The following is a 20,189-nucleotide window of genomic DNA, read 5'->3' on the forward strand; positions in this document are numbered from 1 at the left end:
TCGCTCAGCCGGCCAGGGCCCCCAGCAGCACTCCGGTCAGCGCACCGGCGATCATGAACGGGCCGAACGGGATGCCGGTCCTGCGCCCCGCCCGGCGCAGGAGGACGAGGGCGAGTCCGTACGCCGCCCCGAACAGGAATCCGGCGAACCCGCCCACGAACAGCACGGTCCAGCCGTACCAGCCGAGGGCGACGCCCAGGGCGAGGGCGAGCTTCACATCGCCGAAACCCATGCCGTTCGGGTTGATCAGGAAGAGCAGGAGGTAGAAGCCGCCGAGGGCCAGGCCGCCCAGCAGCCCGGAGGTCCAGGACCCGGCGTGCCCGGGGAGCAGGGCCGCCCCGCCGAGCAGCAGGACGGCCGCGGCCGCGAGGGGCAGGGTCAGCGGGTCGGGCAGCCGGTGGACCCGCCGGTCGACGACGGCGAGAAGCACGGCGACGGGGGCCAGCGCCAGCCACCCGACGAGCTCGGGCCGGGCCCCGGTGGCGGCGGCGAGCGCGACACAGACGAGGACGGTGGCGAGGGGGGCGAGGGTGGTGGGGGCGTAGGCGGGGGGTGTGGGGGTGTCCGTGGTCCGCGGTTCCGGGGCGGGCGCTTCCGAAGCCGGGGCTCCCGGGGCACCCGGGGCGGGCGCTTCCGAAGCCGGGGTTTCCGGGACCCGGGCGGCCGGGACGGCACAAGGTGCGCACCGGGCCGGGCCGAGCCAGCCGCGGGCCGGGCCGGTGAGCGGGTGGCCTGCGGGGCACGCCGTGCGCCAGGGCTCCTCCGGCTCGACGGCGAACCGGTAGGCGGCACGCGGGATCAGCAGTCCGGTGGCGGCACCCCAGACCGCGGCGAGGGCGAGCAGCACGGCGTCCACGGGGTGACCCTAACGGGCCTCGGGACCCGGGGTCTTGGGTCCGGGGGCCCAGAGCGGCCGACCGGGACCCAAGCGTCGCGGTTCCGGGTCCGGGCGCGTCCGCCGGGGGCTACGGTCGGTGCCCATGAGGACATGGCGCGATGGCGACGGGACGCTGACGGTCGGCACGGACCCGGGGGCCGGGGCAGGGGGGCAGGCGGTGCCGCTGCGGATAGCCGCCTCGTACCGGGCCCGTACCAAGGGGCTGCTCGGGCGGGACGGGATCGAGGGGGCGATGATGCTCACCCCGTGCGGGAGCGTGCACACCTTCCGGATGCGGTTCCCCATCGATGTGGCGTACCTGGACCGGAAGTTCACGGTCCTGGCGGTCACCACGATGAAGCCCGGCCGCCTCGGGCTGCCCCGGCTGCGGGCCCGGCACGTGGTGGAGGCGGAGGCCGGGGCGATGGAGCGGTGGGGGGTACGGCCGGGCGTACGGCTGGAGCTGAAGGCGGCACCGGCCGCCGCGCCGGAAGCCGTCTAGGTGGCTACGGCGGGCCCGCGCCCAGCAGGGTCCAGGCGCCGTAGGCCGCTGACGCGCAGGCGAGGGCGGCGAGCACGGCGGCCGTGCGGCCCGTGGTGCGCAGCCGCAGCAGGGCCACGGCGGGCGGGAGCAGCAGCGGGAAGGCGGGCATCATCAGCCGCGGCCGGGAGCCGAAGTACCCCGCGCCGATCAGCGAGATGACGACGATCGTGATGGCGTAGACGAGCACGGGGAGCGGTTGCCGCTGCCGTACGCAGAGGACCACCAGCCACCCCAGCAGCCCGAGCGCCGCGCACAGTCCGAGGGCGGCGGGCCAGGGCAGCCCGGCGATGAAGGCGGCGAGCGCGCGGCCGCCGTCGATGTTGTTGCCCCACTGCGCCTGAACGTCGAAGTAGGCGACGGGGCTGCCCTCGCGTACGGCGACGAACACCACGTACGCAAGCCAGCCCAGCGGGGCGAGCGCCACGCCCGCGATCATCCGGGCGTTGCGGCGGAGCACCGGGCCGGCGCGGCGCTCGTCGCGGTACTCGCGTACGAGGGTGACGGCGGCGGTGATCGCCAGGGCCGCGATGAGGGCGGCCGCCGAGGGCCGGGTGAGCCCCGCGAGGACGCAGAGCGCGCCCGCAACGATCCAGCGGCCCTTGAGGACGGCGTACAGCGCCCAGGCGGCGAGCGCGGTGAACAGGGTCTCGGTGTACGCCATCGACTGGACGAACGCCGTCGGGTAGACGCCCCACAGCGCGGCCAGCACCACCCCCGTACGCCGTCCGCGCAGCTGGGAGCCGACGGCGAAGACGCCCCAGGCGGCGAGCAGCCCGGCGGTCCAGGCGACCAGGAGCCCGGCGCCGCCGAGGGTGAGCGGAGTCACGGCGGAGACGGCGCGTTCCAGGGCCGGGAGCAGCGGGAAGAACGCCAGATCGGAGTGGACCGAGCCGTCCGGGAGGGTGACGGTGTAGCGGTAGCCGTGCTCGGCGATGCGCTGATACCAGACGGAGTCCCAGCGTCCGCTGAGCGGCCCCAGGGGGTCCTTCCCGGCGGCGGAGGCGGCCGCCCAGAAGGCCAGGAGCCCCACGGCCCGGGCGGCGGCGTAGACCGCGAGCGCGGGCGCGGCGGCCCGGAACGCGGCGGCGACCCGGGACCCGCCGGGAGTGCGGGGTGCCGGGCCGGCGGGCGTCCGGGTGCGGAGCTGGTGATCGGACATACGGCCGATTATGACGTCGGCGACGCGTACGCCGTGCCACGGGCAGCGCGGGGCCGGGCTTCCCGGCAGGGGTCCGGGCGGCCCAGGGCCTGCCCCGGACCGGCCGGTGGCCGACAGCGGTGCGGGCGGCCCCGGCCCCCCGTACGGGGGGCCGGGGCCGCCCGGCTCTCAGACGCCGCCCAGCACCTCGTTCCCGAACACCTTCCACGGCGACATCTCCACCGCTTCCGTCACCGCCAGCTGCGGGTGCCGGGCCGCGGTCTCGTCCCGTACGGCGACGGCGTCCGGCCAGGCCTCCAGGTGCGCGGCGCCCTCGATGACGACGCCGTCCCAGTCGGTGGCGGCCGTCGCGCCGGCCCGGTCGACGACGAAGCCGATGCACAGCACCGAGGCCCGTCCGACGGTCCGCCGGATGGCGCCCACCGCATGCTCCCGCTCCGGCTCGGGCAGCTCCCCCACGGAGAACTCGACGGCGACGACACCGGACCGGGCCCGCCGGATGCGCACCAGGAGGTCGAGACCCCCGTCGGTCCACAACCGGAACCCGACCTCGTGCAGCCGCTGGAGGCCGGCGAGGGACAGCAACTGCTCGCGGGTGACGGGCGAACGGGCCCCGAGGGACGCGGAGTCGAGATTGACGAGCACCGTGCGGCCGGTCACCGGGTGCTCCGGACGGAGCCCCTCGGCCTCCAGGTCGCCCAGCAGGGTTCGGGCGTCCAGCCGGGTCCAGCCGAGGTGGTACGAGTAGAAGAATCCGGCACCCACCGACGCCCACCCCCATCGCTCTCGCTCCTCGCGGTCGCTCTCTTTCTTCGCGATCGCTCTCGCTACGTCGCGCGGCGTCGTGGTCGGCGACCCCCGGCACCCCCGAGCGTACTGAGCGGCGGCCGGGGCTGCGTGGGCCCACGGACCCACGGCCGACCCCAAGCGGAACGGCCACCGCGCCCCGGTGCAACACGCTTGACGTGCACCGGACTTGGGCCCGGCTTTGGGACCGGGGGCCCGGGCCACGGCAGCTTTCCGGCCGTACGCTCTCGGCCGTCGGCAACACGCGCGGGTCGAGGAGAGGGTGCACCGTGAGCAGTGACGGGGGCGCAGACCGGGGCCGGGCCCGGGGAGACCGGAGCGCGGGGCACACACCGCTGGGACGCCACGGCATCGCCGGCTCCGGTGTCCCGTACCGACCCCAACAGGGCAGCCGATTCTTCGCGTTGACCCGGAGCTGGGTGATCGGCGGCCTGGTCTACCTCGCCCTCGGGTTCGTTATGAGCCGGGTCCTGGTCGACCTGCTGGCCACCGAGGAGCGGCTGGAGACGTTCGGCTGGCGGCTGGCCCTGCTCCACCTGCCCGCCCTCGTCGTGACGCTGCTGACGGTCCTGGCGGCGACCCGCGTCCTCCCCGAGGAGCACCGCGAGTCCTCCCGCACGGTGTATCTGCTCGCGGCCCTGCCCGTACCGCTGGCCGGGCTGCTGTACGGCTTCGCCGTCGCGGGGGACGTCGTCGGGATCGAGGGCGTGCTCATGCCCGCCGTGTCACTGGCGGCGGGCGCGGCGTCGGGGGTGGCCGTCGACCGGCTGCTGGAGGAGCGCGCCACGCGCACCCCGGAGCCGCCCCGGTACGCGTACAACTGGCGGGACAGCGGCGCGACGGCGATGGAGTACCTGGGGCTCGTCGTCCTCGTCACGATGCTGATCGGCGCGATGGCGATGGCGGGTGTCGGCGGCAAGATCGGGGAGCGGCTGCGGTGCGCGATCAGCTCGATGGCCGGTGGCGGCGGCTCCTGTGCGTCCGGCGGCCAGGACCCCGAGGCGAAGCCGAAGACGGACGCGGACTACGAACCCAAGATGTGCCAGGTCTCCAGCATCTCGGACACGGCGGGCGGGAAGGTCAAGATCGGCTGGTTCGAGTGGGGCGAGGAGTACGGCTTCCAGCAGAAGGTCTCCCAGGCCAGCACCGATGTGAACGGCGACGGCACGGTCGACGGGAAGGACAAGGTCGTCTCGATGACGTTCACCGACGCCGCGTCCGCCGGGGCCACCGCCAGCACCCCGGGCGTCAAGCTCGGCAGCCTGGGCAAGGCGGATGTCGACATCGGCGGCGGCATCAAGATCACCAACGGTGACACCTGGATCTTCGCGAGCGAGGAGGAGGCTCAGCAGATGCGGGACGACATCGAGGAGATGAAGATGTGGGAGACCTCCACCAAGCACAGCGGCGGCTACGGCGGCGGCTGGTACTCCGCGATGAAGTGGGCGGAGAAGAAGGAGGACATCGAGAAGAAGATCGGCGACAAGAAGATCTCCTACTCGACCGTCGGCCTCAACGCCTACGCGGACGGCGGCCTCTCCGTCAAGGGCGGCGACGAGGACGAGCTGGGCGCGAAGCTGGGCGGCAAGGCGACGTTCTCGCCCGAGGTGACGATCACCAAGGACGATGTGAACGGCAATGAGTCGTCGACGTACACCGCGAAGCTCGAACTGGAGGGCAAGGCAGGCGGGAACGTGGGCCCGGTCAAGGGCACGGTGGGCGGCAAGCAGAACCGTACCGGCGCCATCACCGTCACCCGCGACCAGAAGACCGGGAAGATCGTCCGGATCGACATGACGCAGACGGTGGAGAGCGGTTCGACGTCCGCCAAGGTCGAGGTCGGCGGCGACAACGGCGAGAACGGCCAGGACAAGCGGGGCGGCAAGGGCAGCGCGTCGGACTCCTCGGGCGAGACGGGCATCGACGTCGTGACGAACTCGATCGTCTTCGGCAAGGACACGGACGCGGCGACCGAGGCCAAGCGGGGCATCGCGGAACAGTGGCTGGACGGCTCCGGCAACAACACGGCCCCCTTCGAGTACCTCTTCGGCGACAACGGCATGGAGAACCGCCCGGACGGCAACGACCCGTTCCAGCAGCTGATGTTCGAGGACGGGCTGTCCAGCACCATGCGGTACACGGGCGAGAGCGACGCGCAGGAGTTCGGCTTCGAGATCTCGCTCGGGATGAGCCTCGGGTTCTCGCTCTCCACGGAGGAGAAGAAGGAGACGCTGACGGACGCACAGTTCCTCGGGGCGCCGCGGGGCGACGCGCGCACGTATCTTCCGTACAGCTACTGCGCGAACTGAACGGCGGTGACGGAGTCGATGAGTCTGACGATGAGTACGTCGATGAGTACGTCGATGAGTACGTCGATGAGGACCAGGACGCGGAACACGCGGAATGCTCCGGGGCGGATGACGGCTGTCGCCGCGGCCGTCGCGGCGGCGGCCGTACTGCTGACCGGATGCGGCGGCGACGCGGACAAGGCGTCCGTGCCCGAGGGCTGGGGCACGTTGGAGACCGACAGCCTGAGCGTCGGCTACCCGAAGAGCGAGGGGTACGCGGAACAGCCTGCGGGCGAGCGGGCCAAGGCCAACGCGGCCGTCGCGCTCAAGGAGGAGGACGGCATCCGGACCGGCATGGTCTCGGTCCAGCTGGACTTCGCCACGGGCGTGCACGACGCGGCCGGGGCGGCGGCAGCGGCGGGCGCGGGCATCGGCCTCAACTCCACCCGTAAGGCGACGGACGACGTACGCCTCGCGGGCCCGGAGGACGCCGGCGAAGCCCGCGAAGCACGCCGGATCGACTACGACTTCACGGCGGACGGCCAGGAGGACACCCCGAACAGGGGGACACCGATGACCGGGGTCCTGGTCGCGGGGGTGGACGCGAAGGGCGTTCCGTTCGTGGTGCGTCTGAACGCGGTGAAGGATGCGGTGAACGCGGAGGACCTGGACGCGTTCGTGGGGTCGATCACGGTGAAGTAGGTCAAGTAAGGGATGGGGAGGAGCGGTTGGGATGTTGTCCCTTGTGCCGACCACCTTCTGAGCCGCCTTCTGGGCCACCTTCTTGAGGAGACCTCGCCATGGCAGAGCTGACGATCGACGCCGTCGTGTTCGATGTGCTGGGCACGCTCGTCGACGAACCCGCCGGACTGCGCGCGGGCATCGGCGCGCTCACCCCGTCCCCGGCCCTGGACGCCCCCGGGGCCGAACGGCTTCTGCTGCTGTGGCAGCGGCACATCGAGCGCGAGCAACGCCGCGTCGTCGACGGCGACCGGCCCTATCTCCCGAGCGACGCCCTGGACCGGGAGGCGGCCGAGGTCGTCGCACGGGCGGCCGGGGCGGAGGATCCGGGGGCGGTGGCGGCCCCGGACGCCGTGGAGTCGCTGGCCCGGGCGGCCCGCCGCCTCCCTCCGTGGCCCGACACCGTGGCGGGGCTCGCCCGCCTCGCCGGGCGCTTCCCGCTGATCGGCCTGTCCAACGCGAGCCGGACGGCACTGCTGGAGCTGAACGCCCACGCCGGGCTGCGCTGGCACCAGGCCCTGTCCGCGGAGGACGCCCGTACGTACAAGCCGGATCCGGCGGTCTACCGGCTCGCCGTCACCGTCGCCGGGCTGCCGCCGGAGCGCCTGCTGATGGTCGCCGCCCACGCCTGGGACCTGCGCGGCGCGCAGGCGCTGGGTCTGCGCACGGCGTATGTGGCCCGCCCGGTCGGCGACCCGCCCACGGCGTCGGACCGCTTCGACCTGTACGCGGAGGACCTGGCGGATCTGGCGGGTCAGCTCGGGGTGTCCTGAGGCCGCGGGACACGTTGTGCTCCTCAGGTCATCGGGCAACCGAGCGGGAGGACGCGTTCGGTCAGCCGGCCGGTGAGGAGGGTGCCGGTGACGCCGGCCTCCGCCAGCCAGTCCGCGGCGGTCAGCCGGTCCACGAGGTCCGGCAGGTCAGCGGGGCTGACGGAGCACCAGGAGGACAGGCCGTCCAGGCCGACGCCCTCCCCTCCGGGCCCCAGCCGCCCTTCGCCGTCGGCCCCGGTGGCCAGGGCCAGGGCGAGGAGCCGTACGTCGGCCCCGGTCTTGCCCTTGCGGAGCTTCTTCTCCCCGACGACCCGCTGGGCCCAGCCGCTGAGCTTGGGGCGCAGCTTCCTGCCGAACGTGAACGGACCCGGGTCGTCCTCGTCGGGCGTGAGGGACGGCACGCTGATCCGGGTGGGGCTCTCCGGGCGGGAGGCGATCAGTTCCTCGACGGTCCCGGAGATGCCGAGCCAGCCGGACTCCACCAACTGCCCCACCAGATGCTCGGGATCCTGCAGGGGCAGCCCCTTGATGTCCTGCCCGACCAGGTTGCCGACCCCGGACTGCGCGGTGCGCAGCGTCACCATCAGCACCAGCAGGCGTGCCTCGGCTCCCGGCAGGGGGGCGTTCTCGGCCACGTGCGCCAGGACGGCTCGGGCGTGGTTCCACTGCGCGGGGGCGGTCAGCAGCCGTACGACAGCGGGCCCTTCGCCGTCCGGGGCCTGGCCGATGCGGTGCAGATGCTGGAGGCGGGCGGTGGCGGCGGCCTGTTCGGCCCGCCGGGCGTCGAGGCGCAGCCCGGTGTCGGCGGTGACCTCGGCCCAGGCGTTGAAGGCCTCCGCCTTACGGGCGTGGAGGTCGGCGAGCACCGCGAGGTCGGGTTCGGTGCGGGCCTGGTAGGCGCGGAAGAGCTCGCCAAGCTCGGTGAGTTCGTCCCGGAGCGCGACGGGCCGCAGGTCGTGGGGGACGAGGCGCTGAGCGATCCTTCCGCGCGGGGGGCGCTTCCGCGTCGGCCGCACGGAGCGGGGAGCAGAGGACGACCGGGGCCCCGACGCCTGTTGGGGGACGGCGGTGCCGGTGGCGGCGGCGGTGGCGCTGTGCGAGAAGTGCGGGCTGATCGCCGAGAAGGACGGCGTGGTGGCTGCGGGACCGCCGGGGGTCGCGGGAGCTGGGGCGTCGGCCCGGAACCCGTCGGCCCGTGCCGGTGTCTCGGCGGCCGGAGCGGTGGCGACGACCTTCGCCGTGGGGTGGGCGGCGGCGCAGCGCGAGCAGCACTCCAGGACCTGCCACCAGCGTCCTTCCCGGTCCGTGATGACGGCCAGGACGACCGCTCCCCCGCACCGCCAGGGCACGGGGCGTTCACGCGGTCCGGCGGGGCGGATGTGCGTATGGCACTCCTCGGCCCGACAGGCGCAGTGCACGGAGGGGCGGGGGGCGGGGCCGGCGCGCAGGTGGGCCTTGAGGTGCGCGATCGCCGCCGTACGGCCGGCGGCGGCGGAGGGCAGCACCTGCGCGGCGCAGGCCGGGCGGCTGCACGAGACGCGTACGTCCGCACGGCCACGGCCGACCGGGTCCAGCCGCACCGTCCACCGGCGTCCCGTCACGCGTTCGTTCGTCGCGTGGGCCTCCACACCCATCACACCTTCCTCGACGACTGTTCGTATGCGCACCGCGGCACTTACCTGTCCTGTGCAGGTGTCAGCGGCGCGCGGCGTGTCACAGTCTGCTACGCCGGGCAGTCCGGATTCCGGCCCACACCACCAACGAGGGTCCGCCGTTCGGGTGACGGGCTGGGCGAGCATCTGGCCGGATTCCTGCCCTGGCGGTGTGGCCTGGGCAGACGCGCCCGCGCCCGCCGTCGTGAGGAGAACGACGGCGGGCGCGGGTATCGGGGCGCGGGCACCGGGGTCGGGAAGGGGTCAGGACCCCTCTCCGCGCGGGAAGGAGACCTCCACGCGGCGGTTCTTCTTCCGGCCCTCTTCGTTGCTGTTGCTGGCGATCGGGTACTGCTCGCCGTAGCCCCGGATCTCGTACGTGACCGTGGGGCCGAGCTGCTTCGACAGGACCCCGTGCACGGCGTCGGCCCGCTTCTTGGACAGGACGTCTCCGTGGGCCGAGGAACCGAGGTTGTCGGTGAAGCCGAAGACGCGGACCTTGGTCGCGTTCTGCTTCTTGATCTCCTCGGCGATGGCGGCGATACGGGCGTTGGCCGCCGAGCTGAGCTTGGCGCTGTCCTTGCCGAAGAGGACTTCGGCCTGGAGCGCGAACTTGATGTCGGCGTTGCTGTCCTCGCGGCGCTCCTCGCCGCCCAGGTCTTCGACTACCTGGACGATGTCGAGGACGCGGCCGGGGGCGAGGGTGCCGCCCTCGGGCATCTTGAGGTCGGGGTCGTTCGGGTCGACGGGGACGGGCGGCTCCGACGTCGCCTCCGTACCGGGCGGGACGCTCGGGCCGTCGTCGGCGTACGAAGGTGACGCGCCGAGCAGTGTCGTGCCGGCGATCAGCACGGCGACTGCGACGGCTTGTCCCAGGTTGCGCGCCGCCCGGGGGCGCTGGGTGGTCTTCATGGCCGCGTTCACCCAGAAATCTTCAGCGAGGTGGTGGCGAAGGTCGGAAGGTTGAAGTCGACCTCGGTCGTGCCCTGCGGCGGGGCGGGGAACTGCATGAAGATCGGTGCCGACTTGCCCGGTGCGAGGGACGTGATCGCCGTGGTGCACAGGCAGCGGGAATCCGTGTCCCGCAGCACGTAGTAACGCTTCTTCCCCGCCTTGTCGACCAGCGTCGCACCGGCGACCGAGTTGGGGTTCTTGTTCACGATGTTCACCTCCGAGCCGGCCCAGCCCGAAGTGGTTCGCGCCTGGTCGCCCTCGTTGGTGATCGCGCCCTGCACGGTGAGGAATCCGCCGGAGTCCCGCTTGACCTCATTGACGACCAGAACCAGACCGCCCTGCCCGCGTGTCTCCGCGAGTTTCACATCCGGGTCCACGTTCTCGCCCGCAGCCGTGTCCTCCTGCTGCGACTCGCCCTTGTCCTCCGCGGAGGGGCTGGCCGGGGCGGACGGCGCGCTGGAGCCCTCGTTGCCGGGCTTCTCGCCTCCGTCGTCGCCGCAGCCGGCGAGAGCCAAGGCCAGAGCGGCGGTCATGCTGACAGCCGCCATGGCCCTTCTGGTCGTCGTGGTCCGCCGCATGCTCATGGTCCGATTCCTCTACTCGTCGTTCGCTTCGCTGTCACTGGTCGACCAACCGCACGTCAAAGAGAGTTCTGCTCACGCTCTCCCACGGTGGGGGGCTGGCGGGCACGATCTCGAGGATCTTGCCGTTCCGGCACGTGAAGGTGAAGAGGTCGATGATTCCGTCGCCGGTGGTGTCCACAGCAATCGGGTTGGGGCAGCGGAACTCGATGAGCGCGGTTGCCTTGGCCTTGGCCTTCTTGTTCTCCGACCCGGGCAGCACCGGTGAGTCCACCGGCTTGAGGCCCTCGACCTCGACCGTGATTCGGTCGCGCAGATATCCGGGCGTCGGATAGCACGAAGTCTTCTTGGCGTCGTTGGCCGCAGCTAGCCGATCTGCCTCGTAGCAGGGCGCGGCAAAAGGTGTGTTGAGGAACAGGTCCAACACATTGGTGGGGAGCGAGGCGTAGAAGCCCGTCCCGAAGTCGTCGCGCGCCTGCTGGGCGGCGGCCAGGGCGGCGGCGTCGGCCGCGCCCTGGGAACCGTTGCGCAGAGCCGAGGCCTTACCGACAGCGAAGAAGGCCAACGCAAGGAAGAGCAGGCCCGCCACCATCATCACGTAGATGGGGAAGGCCTGCCCTGCGTCGCCGTGTTGGCGCTTGCGCATCAGCCCGAGACGATGGAGGTCACCAGTCCGTCGATGCGGCTGGAGATGTTCCCGCCGATCCCGGAGGCCGCGATCGCCCCGATGATCGCCACGACCACCAGAATGATCCCCAGGTACTCGAACGCCGTCTGCCCCCGGTCCTTCGCCGCGTACCGCTTCTGGATGGCGCTGACGGCGGTGTTGGCCCAGCCGTTGACGCGGACGGCGGTCTTCACGGTGATGTCCGACATGGTGTTCCCCTCCGGGTTCGGCCGACCGGTTGCCGGCCGACTCGCACGTTTCTGCGGTGCCGCCCCCGTTACCGGCTTCCTCCTGGCCGGTGCCGCTGGCGACATGAGAAACATAAGGGGGAACCCGCACTCCCAGAGAGGGCCCGTGGGCCCATTCCCGGGCCCAAAGCGCCTTCTGGGTCCACCCGTTGCGGAATCGCTCGGTCATGGTCACGGCTGCCGCCCGGGGGTCCGGGGCGCGGTGCCGAGCCAGTGGGCGATGGCCTCGCTGCGGGTGGCGCTGTGGAGCTTCGTGAAGATGCGGTTGATGTGGTTCTTGACCGTCTTCTCACTGATGAAGCAGGTGGCGGCGATCTGCTGATTACTCATTCCGGACGCAATCAGGTCCATGACCTCCACCTCCCTCGAACTCAGCCCGTACTGCTGCCTGTTGGGGGTGGATACCGACCCCCCGGATACAGAAGACTGTCCCACAACTGGTTGCAGTTGCGAAAGGCCTTCCGAAGGTTCGGCGGTGTGCGCGGGCGGTGGGGCCGGTGCCGTCGCCAGTGCCGAGCCCAGGCCCTCGGGGAGCGGGCCCCGCTGGGGCGGCGTGCCGTGGCGCATATGGGCCAGGAGGGCGTCCGCGGCGGTGACGGTGAAGTTGGCGCGGCCGTCCTTCGTGTCGCGTACCGCCTGGACCAGCTGGTTCGCCGTGAACTCACCGTGCACCAAGTAGCCGCCCGCGCCCAGCCGCAGCGCCTCGTGGACGATCTCGCTCTCGCGGCTGTACGTCAGCATCAGCACGGGTGCGATGCCGACCAGGTGCGGCAGGGCCGAGATGCCGTCCACGCCCGGCATACGGACGTCCAACAGGACGACGTCGGGCCGGTGTTCGAGGGTCCTCTCGTACGCTTCCCGGCCGTCCGCCGCTTCCGCGACCACCTGGATGTCCGCGCGGCCGGACAGCAGTACGCCCAGGCCGGCCCGGACCACCGGGTTGTCGTCCGCGACCACCACCCGGAGGCGTTCGGCGGCCGGGGCGGCGGGCCCCGGGGAGAAGGGGGACGGGGACGGGATCGCAGGGGGTCGGGGATCGGGGGCCGGGGTGAGCGGGATGGACGGCGACGGGTGCTGGGGGGCGGGGCGGTGAGCCGCCGCCCCGTAGTGGTTCGGCGCAGGGGAGACATCGTCCGGCATGCTGCGACCTCCTCTCAGGGTCGAGGGTGATGGGTGGGGAGGGCAGAAGTCGTGGTCTTCTCGGGCGTCGGCGCCCGCGCTGGTGCCGGTGCGGAAGCAGGCACGGACGGGGAAGTCGGTACGGACGCGGAAGCGGGTGCGGGTGCGGGTGCGGCAGGAGCGGACGCGGGTACGGGGGCGGCAGCGGGCCGAGGAGCCGGCGGCGGGTTCTCCACGGGCCCGCCCGCCAGCGCCGCCAGCGGGAGCTCCACCCGTACCTCCGTCCCCTTCTCCGCCTTCCCCCGGCCGATCCTGATCCGGGCCCCGATCGACGCGGCCCGCTCCACCATGCCGACCAGGCCGAAGTGGCCCGCCCGGCGCAGCGCTGCCAGGGTGGTTCCGGCGGGCAGGCCGCGGCCGTCGTCGTACACGGTGACGCGGAGCATGTCGCCCTTCACGCCCGCGAGGACGATCAGGTACGTCGGGGACGCGTGGCGGTGCGCGTTCTCCATGGCCTCCGAGGCGACGGTGAGGAGTTGGCGGGCCACCGCCTGCGGGACCGGGGGGACCGGGGTCTCCTCGGAGAGGCGGCGGAAAGTGGCCGTGATCGGATGGCGGGCGGTGAAGTCCTGGGCCTGGGCGGCCAGTTCGGCGACCAGGTCGACGCCGCCCTCCAGGCCCTGTTCGCGGCGCAGGTCCGTGAGCAGTTCCCGGGACTCGGCGGCGGCTCGGCGGGCGGCCCGGGCGACCAGTTCCGCCTGGAGTTTCACCGTGGGCGGGTCCATGCGGTCCGCCGAGCCCGCGAGGCCGTCGGCGGCCAGCGCCAGGCCGTGCAGGGTCTTGGCGACCGAGTCGTGCATCTCCCGTGCCAGGCGGGTGCGTTCGCCCTCCACCGCCTCGTTCACCGCCAGCCTCGCCCGGGTCTCGGTCAGCGCCTGGGTGGCCGTCCCGAAGCGCAGGAGCAGGTTGCGCAGGGTGACCCCGACCGCGCCCGCGATCACGCAGAAGCCGGGGAGGAGGAGAGCCGTCGGGCCGCTGCTCTCCAGTTTCGGGACGCTCGCGTACACGCCGACGACGATGGTCACCTGGAGTGCCGCGAAGACCGCCGCGCCGCGCCAGCCGTGGATCAGGCCCGCCAGCAGCGGGGTGCAGACGGTGACGTAGGCGAGGGTCGACTCGGGGGTCGCCGTGATCAGGAGCAGGGCTCCGAAGAGCGCATCGATGGCCAGGAGCCAGGGGTGGCGCAGCAGGATCGGGCCGAAGCGCTCCCAGTCCCGGAACAGGACGTACGAGCCCATGAAGGTGACCAGGATCGCCGAGCCGATGAACCAGGTGGGCAGGCCGGGGGCGGTGTGGCTGATGGCGTACGGAGTCGCTATCGCGATCATCGCCAGCCGGAAGCCGAAGACCTGGCGGCACATCGCCTGGAGCGCGTTGACCTGGATGGCGAACGCGGGGCGGGCCGGGGTGCCGGTGTGGGCGCGGGTCAGTTCCGCGGTCAGTCCGGGCTGCGCGCTGCCGAGCTGGTATGCCATGTGCCTGTCACCTCCGTCTCGTGTCCCCGTAAAGCTGCTCCCGGGTCTCCGTCCCCATCCCGGCCGTCGTTCATGTCACCCGCCCGTGAGTGCCCCGAAGTCGACGTCGGCTCCGTACACGAATCCGACCGTGAGCAGCAGGAGCGTGCCGGGCAGGAGGAACGTGGTCACCGCGAACGTCGCCTTCGGGACCGCCTTGGCCGCCTTGCGGCGGGCGTTCTGGGCGTCGGTGCGGCGCATGTCGTTGGCGATCTGGATCAGCGTCTCGACGATCGGGGCGCCCAGCTCCTCGCCCTGCTGGAGCGTCGTGACGAACATGGCGACCTGTTCGGAGTCGTTGCGTCTGCGCAGTTCCTCGAAGGCCTGGCGGCGGCTGACGCCCATGTCCATCTGGCGGAGCGTGATGCGCAGTTCGTCGGACCACGGGCCCTCGTACTTCTCCGCGACCCGGTCCAGCGCCTGCCGGAAGCCGAGTCCGGCGGAGACGACGACGGCCAGGACGTCGAGGAAGTCCGGCAGGGTGCGTTCGATGTGCTCGCGGCGTACCCGGATCGCCGACCAGATACCGGCCTCCACCCAGAACAGGCCGAAGGCGACCATCAGGAGGGCCAGGAAGAGCTGGCCGCGCAGGAGCATGGAGAACGCGCCCAGGATTCCCAGCGCGCCGTAGACCGCGCGGCGGGCGGCGTAACGGTCGATGGTGAGGCCGCCGGGGTTGCCCGCCAGGTCGATCTGGCGGCGCTTCTTGTTGACGGCCTTGGGGCCCATCATCCGCAGGACCGCGGGGGCCCACCGGATGCCGAGGCGGTCGATGCCGGAGCCGACCGCGCTCGTGCGGGTGGACCCGGATTCGAGGGCGACGGCCAGGTCGCCGGGGAGTTTGGCGTCGGCCCGGTACATCCGGATGCCGTGGATGGCCCCGTACACGGCGAGTCCGACGACGAGAGCTAGCAGCAGGTCCATGGTGGTTTCTTCCCCTCAGCTCGTCAGCTCGTCAGACGTCGATACGGGACAGGCGGCGGATCACGACGAACCCGATCGCGTACAGGACGATCGCCACGACCACCGCCGCCTGGCCGATGAAGGCTCCCGTCATCCGGTCCAGCGCACCGGGCATGACCGCGTTCATCAGGAGCATCGCGCCGACGCCGAAGATGGGGACGGCGTAGGCGGTGACGGTGACCTGGGAGAGCTGGGTCTTGACCTCGCGGCGGGTCTCCTTGCGCTCCTCCAGGGTCTCGGTGAGGTTGCGCAGCGAGCTGACGACCGTACCGCCGGCCCGGTTGGAGAGGACCAACGTCGTCACCAGGACGACCAGTTCGCGGGAGGGGAGGCGGTCGGTCAACTCGCTCAGCGCGTCCTCCAGGGGCTCGCCGACGGCCAAGCGGCGTGCCACCCGGGCCAGTTCCTCGCCGGCCGGGTTCTCCAGCTCCTCGGCGGCCATGGACAGCGAGGTGCGCAGGGCCAGGCCCGCCTGGGTGGCGTTGGCGAGGATGCGGGAGAGCTCGGGGAGCTGGTTGATGAAGCGCTCGGTGCGCTTGATCCGCTGCCAGTTGAGGAACGCGTTGGTGCCCCAGAGACCGATCAGCGCGGCGACCGGGCCGAAGAACGCGGCGAGCATGGAGGAGGCGATCATCCAGAGCCCCGCCATCGCGACGACCGCGTAGACGAGGAACTCGCCGGGCGTGATGTCCAGGCCCGTCGCGGCGAGCTTCAGCTCCAGCTTCCGGCCCAGCGCGGTGCCGCGCAGCCTGCGGTCGAGCCCCTTGAAGCGGCGGACGCGCCCCGTCTCGGGGATCTGCCCGACGTGCGAGAGCCGCTCGACGAGGGCGTCGCGGTCGGCCTTGCCGCCGGAGTAGGCGTACAGGCCCATCACGCCGAGCACGCAGCACAGCAGCGTGACGCCGACGGTGATCAGGGGGAGGTTGACGTTGTCCATGGCTCGGTACCTAGTTGGCCTCTCGGGTGGCGAGCTGTTCGGCGGACTGGGCGACGCCGAACGCCTGCGGGATGGGCTGACTGGCCAGGTAGAGGCGCTCGGCGAGCCTCCGGGGCAGCGGGAGGTACTGGAAGTCGCCGTAGATCCGGCCGTCGGATGCCATGGGCTGGGCGTTGAAGCGGGCGACCGTGACGATGCGGTACGGGTCGCGGCCGTGGCTGTCCAGGACGGCGATCTCGGTGACCTTCCTGGCGCCGTCGGCGTGCCGGGTGAGCTGGACGATCACGTCGACGGCGCTGTTGATCTGGTCGTGCAGCGCCTCGAAGGGGATCTCGACCTCCGACATCGAGGCGAGGGTCTGGAGCCTCATCAGCGCGTCCTCGGCGCTGTTGGCGTGGACGGTGGCCAGCGAGCCGTCGTGACCGGTGGACATCGCCTGGAGCATGTCGAGCGACTCGCCGCCTCGGACCTCACCGACGACGATCCGGTCGGGGCGCATACGCAGGGAGTTGCGGACCAGGTCGCGGATGGTGATCTGGCCCTTGCCCTCGACGTTGGCCGGGCGGGACTCCAGCCGGATCACATGGCTCTGCTGGAGCTGGAGTTCGGCGGAGTCCTCGATGGTGACGATGCGCTCGGTGTTCGGGATCAGCCCGGAGAGCGCGTTGAGGAGGGTCGTCTTGCCGGTGCCGGTGGCCCCCGAGACGATGATGTTGAGCTTGGCCTGGACGAGCCCGGCGAGCAGCACCAGCATCTGTTCGTCCAGCGAGCCGAAGCCGATCATCTCCTGGAGGGTGAAGGAGCGCGGGAAGCGGCGGATGGTGAGCGTCGCGCCGGTCAGCGACAGCGGCGGGATGATCACGTTGACACGTTCGCCGCTGGGGAGGCGGGCGTCGACCATCGGGTTGGACTCGTCGACACGGCGGTTGACGGTCGACACGATCCGCTCGATGGTCTGCATCAGCTGCTCGTGGGAGCCGAAGCGCATCGGGAGCTGCTCGACCCTGCCGTTGCGCTCGACGAAGATCTGGTCGGGGCCGTTGACCATGATCTCGGTGATGGACGCGTCCTCCAGGAGCGGTTCCAGGATGCCGAGGCCCAGCGCCTCGTCGACGACGCGGCGGATGAGCTGCGAGCGCTCGACCGTGGAGAGGACCGGGCCCTCGCGGCTGATGATGTGGCCGAGGACGCGTTCCAGCCGGGCCCGCCGGTCGGCGGCGGCCAGCGAGGACATCTCCGCGAGGTCGATCTCCTCCAGCAGCTTGGCCCGGTAGGTGGCCACCATGTGGCCGTCCTCCCGTGCCCCGCCCTGCTCCTCCGGAGCGGTCATGCGTGCCCGCAGGCTCATCTGCGTAACTCTCCTCGTCGAGTGGTCGGGTCGTCGCGGTCGGTTGTCCGGGCGGGCTGGGCTCAGAAGCCGGAGCCGACGTGCTCGTTGGGCATCGTCGCGCTCCGCTTGGCCGTCCAGTCGTCCAGTCCCGGCACGATGGAGGGCACCTTCACCTCGACGGTGACCGTGATGTCCCGGCCGCCGGTCCTGCGGTACTCGAACCCGCCGTCCTCCACCCAGTCGCTCACCGCGTCGCGGGCGTTGCTCTCGCCGCTGCCCCGGGCGTCCACGCTGGCTTCCGTACGGGCTCCGGCGCGGGCGGCCGTGCCCGCCTGGCTGGCGGCGTACGCGGCGACGCCGAGCTGGATGGCCGCCACTGCTACGAGGAGCAGCAGGGGGAGGAAGCCGAGGTACTCCATGGCGACCTGGCCCCGGTCGCGGTCGTTCTCCCGGTGCGGCTGTGTCGTCACCACCATGACTGCTCCTCCCTCGGCGATCCGGCCGTGCCCTTGATCTCGGTGTCGAGGTCGAACAGGCCCGGCACCAGCACCGGGACCTTCAGCTTCACCGTGGCCTCGTAGAGACGGTTGTTGGTCCCGCCGCATGTGACGACGGCGTTCTTCGACCACGCGTCGGGCAGGTCCTTCATCGCGCCCTGCCGGCATGCCGTCCCGGGCGCGAACTCCGCCCCGCTGCCCTTGCGCGCGCCGACGTCCGCCGCGTTGCCCGCGAGGCTGAACGTGTAGCCGATCAGGGCGCACTCCCAGAGCACGAGCATGATCAGGATGATGAAGGGGGTCATGCCCAGGAACTCGACGGCCGTCTGGCCCCGGTCCCGGCCCCCGCGGTCACGTAGGGCGGTGATCCGCCCCCGTATGCCGCTGCGAGCTGTTCTTGTGGTGGTCATCGCTCAACGTGTCCCCTCGGAGTCCCCGGGTCGGTGGCCGGAGCCGTCGCGCCGGCGGCGCGGGCGTCCGATCGAGCCCCGGTCGTTCTTGAAGGCGCCGCTGTTCCGTTTGACCAGGGCACCGCCGCTCTTCTTGCCTGTCGCGCTCTCCTTCACGATGCCCAGCTCTCCGGCCAGGCCCCAGAGCGCCTGTTTGACCGTGCTCTTGGCGTCCAGTTCGTGCAGGCGTCCGGAGTCGATGGACGCCTGGAGCTCCTTGAAGTTCGCGGGGACCGCCGCCGAGGCGACCCGGGTGCCGGTGATCTTCTGGATCAGCGGCGGCTGGATCTCGGTGTTGCGGGTGAAGCGGTTGACGAGGGTGATCGTCTCCTCGGCCTTGCGGATCTGGAGCCGTTCCCACATCCGTACGACGCGTTTCGCGCCGCGCACCGCGACCACGTCGGGGGTGGTGACCAGAAGGGCCACGTCCGCCATCTCGACGGCGGCGGCGTTGGCCCCGTTCATCTGGCCGCCGCAGTCGATGACGACGATCTCGTAGCGGGTGCGCAGGGCGCTGACGATCTGGCGGGCCGACCGGTCGCTGACCTCCTCGCCGCGTTCGCCCTCGCCGGGGGCGAGGAGCAGGGCGAGGCCGGTGGAGTGGGAGAACACCGCGTCGGACAGCACCCGGGGCGATATGTCGGTGATCAGGGCGAGGTCGACCAGCGAGCGGCGGAACTGGACGTCGAGGAACGAGGCGATGTCCCCGGTCTGGAGGTCCATGTCCACCAGCGCCACCGTGTTGCCGGACGCCTGGGCGGCCAGGGCGAGTTGGATGGCGGTGACGGTCGCGCCGACGCCGCCCTTGGCGCCGGTGACCGTGACCACCGTGCCGCCGGGGCCGGTGAAGACGTCGTTGCCGGAGGTGAGGTGGCGGCGCACCCCGGCGGACCACTGGGCGGCCGCCTGGACGCGGTTGGCGAGTTCCTCGTAGCTCAGCGGGAGGGTGACCAGGCCGCGGGCGCCGGAGTCCATCGCGTTGGCGAAGAGGTTCGGGCTGGCGTCCGCGGTGATCAGGACGACGCCGACGGACGGGAACCGCAGCGACACCTCCCGGATCAGCTCCAGGGCCGGCACCGGGCCGATCCGCTCGTGGACCAGCACCACCTCGGGCAGTTCGTCGAGCGCCTCACCCGCGAGGCGGGCCAGGGTGTCGATGAGCTGCGTGGAGTCGCCGACCGGGGTCGCCGGTTCGGCGTCGGGCAGCTGGCTGAGCAGGGTGGTGACGGAGCGGGCCGCGTCGATGTCGCCGACGGCCGGGAGGATTCTGGTGGTCATCCCATCCTCACTTGTCCTTGTCGAGCGTGTAGGTGCGGTCCCCCGGGCGGATGGTGCCGTCGCTGCCGGGGGCGACGAGCGCCAGGCGCACATGCTCGGCGAACGACTCGGCGTAGGCGACGCGCTGGGTGTCCAGCGTGTTCAGGGCGAAGGTGATCGGCACGGCCTCGGTGGCCCGGGTGCCCCGGTCGTCCGCGCTCGGGTCCAGGGCGGTGAGCTCGCCGACGTCCAGCACCTTGGCGTTGGCGACGATGACCTTGGACTGGGCCGGGTCGCCCTGCTGTTCGCCGGCGAAGGTGGCGTAGATGTTGACCGTGGCGCCCGGTGTGATCTTGCCCGCGACACCGGTCGAGGCGTCGATCATGATGGCGATCTCCTGCTCACCGGCACGGAGTTCGGGCTTGCGGACCATCATGTCCGACTGGAGCAGCGAGCCTTGGCGGAGTTCGGTCACCGCGATCTTCGACTCGACTTCCCGCAGGTCGGTCACGGCGTTCTCCGAGAGCCACCGTTTGGGCATCTTGATCTTCTCGAACTGGCCGCTGTTCAGGGCGGTGTACGGCGCCACGTTGGTCTTCAGCTGGTACGCCGTCACCTCGGGCCCGACCTTCGAGTTGACGTCGCTGATCACCGAGAGCACGCCGGCGAAGGCCGCGAAGGCGCACAGGACCGACAGGAGCAGGAGTATCACGCCGCGGCGCTGGCGGGAGTTCATGGTCCGGACAACCTCGTTCGAATCGGATGCGTGGAG

General features: G+C 71.7%; 21 protein-coding genes. 4 read left to right on the forward strand and 17 right to left on the reverse strand.

Annotation, left to right across the window (positions count from 1 at the left end):
- Positions 1-4 precede the first annotated feature (4 nt).
- Positions 5-856 carry a prepilin peptidase gene (locus tag IE134_RS00590; RefSeq protein ID WP_030711166.1) on the reverse strand — a complete coding sequence of 284 codons (852 nt, stop codon included), beginning with the start codon at positions 854-856 and terminating at the stop codon, positions 5-7.
- A 124-nt stretch (positions 857-980) separates the two neighbouring features.
- Here IE134_RS00590 and IE134_RS00595 point away from each other — a divergent pair, with 124 nt between their 5' ends.
- Entirely contained in the window at positions 981-1,379 is a 399-nt protein-coding gene (locus IE134_RS00595; protein WP_032768326.1) for a DUF192 domain-containing protein, read from the forward strand.
- A 4-nt stretch (positions 1,380-1,383) separates the two neighbouring features.
- Here the strand turns inward: IE134_RS00595 and IE134_RS00600 are convergent, their stop codons facing one another.
- Both IE134_RS00600 and IE134_RS00605 read right to left on the reverse strand, forming a co-directional pair.
- Positions 1,384-2,580 (reverse strand): putative hexosyltransferase, encoded by a 1,197-nt coding sequence (locus IE134_RS00600; RefSeq protein WP_189429355.1) that lies wholly within the window; start codon positions 2,578-2,580, stop codon positions 1,384-1,386.
- 168 nt (positions 2,581-2,748) lie between these two features.
- On the reverse strand, positions 2,749-3,345 hold the full coding sequence (locus IE134_RS00605; protein ID WP_098018199.1) for a hypothetical protein: 597 nt from the start codon (positions 3,343-3,345) through the stop codon (positions 2,749-2,751).
- 311 nt (positions 3,346-3,656) lie between these two features.
- Between IE134_RS00605 and IE134_RS00610 the strand changes: the two genes are divergently transcribed.
- The 3 genes from IE134_RS00610 (at position 3,657) to IE134_RS00620 (ending at position 7,189) form a co-directional block, all read left to right on the forward strand.
- Positions 3,657-5,696, forward strand: coding sequence for a hypothetical protein (locus tag IE134_RS00610; RefSeq protein WP_189429357.1), 2,040 nt, complete (start codon positions 3,657-3,659; stop codon positions 5,694-5,696).
- Between the two features lie 108 nt (positions 5,697-5,804).
- On the forward strand, positions 5,805-6,377 hold the full coding sequence (locus tag IE134_RS00615) for a hypothetical protein (RefSeq protein ID WP_030711157.1): 573 nt from the start codon (positions 5,805-5,807) through the stop codon (positions 6,375-6,377).
- 98 nt (positions 6,378-6,475) lie between these two features.
- A complete protein-coding gene (locus IE134_RS00620; RefSeq protein ID WP_098018205.1) occupies positions 6,476-7,189 on the forward strand; it encodes a haloacid dehalogenase type II in 714 nt (237 codons plus the stop codon).
- Between the two features lie 23 nt (positions 7,190-7,212).
- Here IE134_RS00620 and IE134_RS00625 read toward each other — a convergent pair whose 3' ends face one another.
- The 14 genes from IE134_RS00625 to cpaB all read right to left on the reverse strand — a co-directional run bounded on the left by IE134_RS00625 (position 7,213) and on the right by cpaB (position 20,153).
- Entirely contained in the window at positions 7,213-8,823 is a 1,611-nt protein-coding gene (locus tag IE134_RS00625) for a hypothetical protein (RefSeq protein WP_189429907.1), read from the reverse strand.
- A gap of 282 nt (positions 8,824-9,105) precedes the next feature.
- Positions 9,106-9,753: an OmpA family protein gene (locus IE134_RS00630; protein ID WP_030711150.1), complete on the reverse strand. Its 648-nt coding sequence runs from the start codon at positions 9,751-9,753 to the stop codon at positions 9,106-9,108.
- Positions 9,754-9,761: 8 nt separating this feature from the next.
- Positions 9,762-10,379 (reverse strand): hypothetical protein, encoded by a 618-nt coding sequence (locus tag IE134_RS00635; protein ID WP_030711149.1) that lies wholly within the window; start codon positions 10,377-10,379, stop codon positions 9,762-9,764.
- 34 nt (positions 10,380-10,413) lie between these two features.
- Positions 10,414-11,022 carry a pilus assembly protein TadG-related protein gene (locus IE134_RS00640; RefSeq protein WP_030711147.1) on the reverse strand — a complete coding sequence of 203 codons (609 nt, stop codon included), beginning with the start codon at positions 11,020-11,022 and terminating at the stop codon, positions 10,414-10,416.
- Positions 11,022-11,252 (reverse strand): hypothetical protein, encoded by a 231-nt coding sequence (locus IE134_RS00645; RefSeq protein WP_010058428.1) that lies wholly within the window; start codon positions 11,250-11,252, stop codon positions 11,022-11,024. Before IE134_RS00645 ends, IE134_RS00640 begins: the two co-directional genes overlap by 1 nt.
- Before the next feature lie 210 nt (positions 11,253-11,462).
- Complete coding sequence (locus IE134_RS00650; RefSeq protein ID WP_030711145.1) at positions 11,463-12,431, reverse strand: response regulator transcription factor; 969 nt, start codon at positions 12,429-12,431, stop codon at positions 11,463-11,465.
- Positions 12,432-12,445: 14 nt separating this feature from the next.
- The gene (locus tag IE134_RS00655) at positions 12,446-13,945 is read right to left on the reverse strand and encodes a sensor histidine kinase (protein WP_098895332.1); all 1,500 of its coding nucleotides are present in this window, start codon (positions 13,943-13,945) and stop codon (positions 12,446-12,448) included.
- Positions 13,946-14,020: 75 nt separating this feature from the next.
- Positions 14,021-14,908 carry a DUF5936 domain-containing protein gene (locus IE134_RS00660; protein ID WP_030711141.1) on the reverse strand — a complete coding sequence of 296 codons (888 nt, stop codon included), beginning with the start codon at positions 14,906-14,908 and terminating at the stop codon, positions 14,021-14,023.
- 31 nt (positions 14,909-14,939) lie between these two features.
- Entirely contained in the window at positions 14,940-15,884 is a 945-nt protein-coding gene (locus tag IE134_RS00665; protein ID WP_030711139.1) for a type II secretion system F family protein, read from the reverse strand.
- A gap of 10 nt (positions 15,885-15,894) precedes the next feature.
- Positions 15,895-17,232 (reverse strand): TadA family conjugal transfer-associated ATPase, encoded by a 1,338-nt coding sequence (locus IE134_RS00670; protein WP_030711137.1) that lies wholly within the window; start codon positions 17,230-17,232, stop codon positions 15,895-15,897.
- A gap of 62 nt (positions 17,233-17,294) precedes the next feature.
- Entirely contained in the window at positions 17,295-17,690 is a 396-nt protein-coding gene (locus IE134_RS00675) for a TadE/TadG family type IV pilus assembly protein (RefSeq protein WP_126930851.1), read from the reverse strand.
- A complete protein-coding gene (locus tag IE134_RS00680; protein WP_098895331.1) occupies positions 17,681-18,121 on the reverse strand; it encodes a TadE family protein in 441 nt (146 codons plus the stop codon). The genes IE134_RS00675 and IE134_RS00680 overlap by 10 nt, the downstream gene beginning before the upstream one ends.
- 3 nt (positions 18,122-18,124) lie before the next feature.
- Entirely contained in the window at positions 18,125-19,438 is a 1,314-nt protein-coding gene (locus IE134_RS00685) for a CpaE/TadZ family protein (protein ID WP_030711132.1), read from the reverse strand.
- A 7-nt stretch (positions 19,439-19,445) separates the two neighbouring features.
- Positions 19,446-20,153 carry a Flp pilus assembly protein CpaB gene (gene cpaB / locus IE134_RS00690; RefSeq protein ID WP_010058440.1) on the reverse strand — a complete coding sequence of 236 codons (708 nt, stop codon included), beginning with the start codon at positions 20,151-20,153 and terminating at the stop codon, positions 19,446-19,448.
- Positions 20,154-20,189 lie beyond the last annotated feature (36 nt).

The organism is Streptomyces rubiginosohelvolus, from assembly GCF_014649875.1.
Taxonomy (GTDB): Bacteria; Actinomycetota; Actinomycetes; order Streptomycetales; family Streptomycetaceae; genus Streptomyces; species Streptomyces rubiginosohelvolus.

What these genes read in the sequence shown, in the direction of transcription:
- IE134_RS00595 (WP_032768326.1), top strand. Translation starts at nt 981, where the DNA reads ATGAGGACATGGCGCGATGGCGACGGGACGCTGACGGTCGGCACGGAC.
- IE134_RS00600 (WP_189429355.1), bottom strand. Translation starts at nt 2,580, where the DNA reads ATGTCCGATCACCAGCTCCGCACCCGGACGCCCGCCGGCCCGGCACCC.
- IE134_RS00615 (WP_030711157.1), top strand. Translation starts at nt 5,805, where the DNA reads ATGACGGCTGTCGCCGCGGCCGTCGCGGCGGCGGCCGTACTGCTGACC.
- IE134_RS00620 (WP_098018205.1), top strand. Translation starts at nt 6,476, where the DNA reads ATGGCAGAGCTGACGATCGACGCCGTCGTGTTCGATGTGCTGGGCACG.
- IE134_RS00625 (WP_189429907.1), bottom strand. Translation starts at nt 8,823, where the DNA reads ATGGGTGTGGAGGCCCACGCGACGAACGAACGCGTGACGGGACGCCGG.
- IE134_RS00630 (WP_030711150.1), bottom strand. Translation starts at nt 9,753, where the DNA reads ATGAAGACCACCCAGCGCCCCCGGGCGGCGCGCAACCTGGGACAAGCC.
- IE134_RS00635 (WP_030711149.1), bottom strand. Translation starts at nt 10,379, where the DNA reads ATGAGCATGCGGCGGACCACGACGACCAGAAGGGCCATGGCGGCTGTC.
- IE134_RS00640 (WP_030711147.1), bottom strand. Translation starts at nt 11,022, where the DNA reads ATGCGCAAGCGCCAACACGGCGACGCAGGGCAGGCCTTCCCCATCTAC.
- IE134_RS00645 (WP_010058428.1), bottom strand. Translation starts at nt 11,252, where the DNA reads ATGTCGGACATCACCGTGAAGACCGCCGTCCGCGTCAACGGCTGGGCC.
- IE134_RS00650 (WP_030711145.1), bottom strand. Translation starts at nt 12,431, where the DNA reads ATGCCGGACGATGTCTCCCCTGCGCCGAACCACTACGGGGCGGCGGCT.
- IE134_RS00655 (WP_098895332.1), bottom strand. Translation starts at nt 13,945, where the DNA reads ATGGCATACCAGCTCGGCAGCGCGCAGCCCGGACTGACCGCGGAACTG.
- IE134_RS00660 (WP_030711141.1), bottom strand. Translation starts at nt 14,908, where the DNA reads ATGGACCTGCTGCTAGCTCTCGTCGTCGGACTCGCCGTGTACGGGGCC.
- IE134_RS00665 (WP_030711139.1), bottom strand. Translation starts at nt 15,884, where the DNA reads ATGGACAACGTCAACCTCCCCCTGATCACCGTCGGCGTCACGCTGCTG.
- IE134_RS00670 (WP_030711137.1), bottom strand. Translation starts at nt 17,232, where the DNA reads ATGAGCCTGCGGGCACGCATGACCGCTCCGGAGGAGCAGGGCGGGGCA.
- IE134_RS00675 (WP_126930851.1), bottom strand. Translation starts at nt 17,690, where the DNA reads ATGGTGGTGACGACACAGCCGCACCGGGAGAACGACCGCGACCGGGGC.
- IE134_RS00680 (WP_098895331.1), bottom strand. Translation starts at nt 18,121, where the DNA reads ATGACCACCACAAGAACAGCTCGCAGCGGCATACGGGGGCGGATCACC.
- IE134_RS00685 (WP_030711132.1), bottom strand. Translation starts at nt 19,438, where the DNA reads ATGACCACCAGAATCCTCCCGGCCGTCGGCGACATCGACGCGGCCCGC.
- cpaB (WP_010058440.1), bottom strand. Translation starts at nt 20,153, where the DNA reads ATGAACTCCCGCCAGCGCCGCGGCGTGATACTCCTGCTCCTGTCGGTC.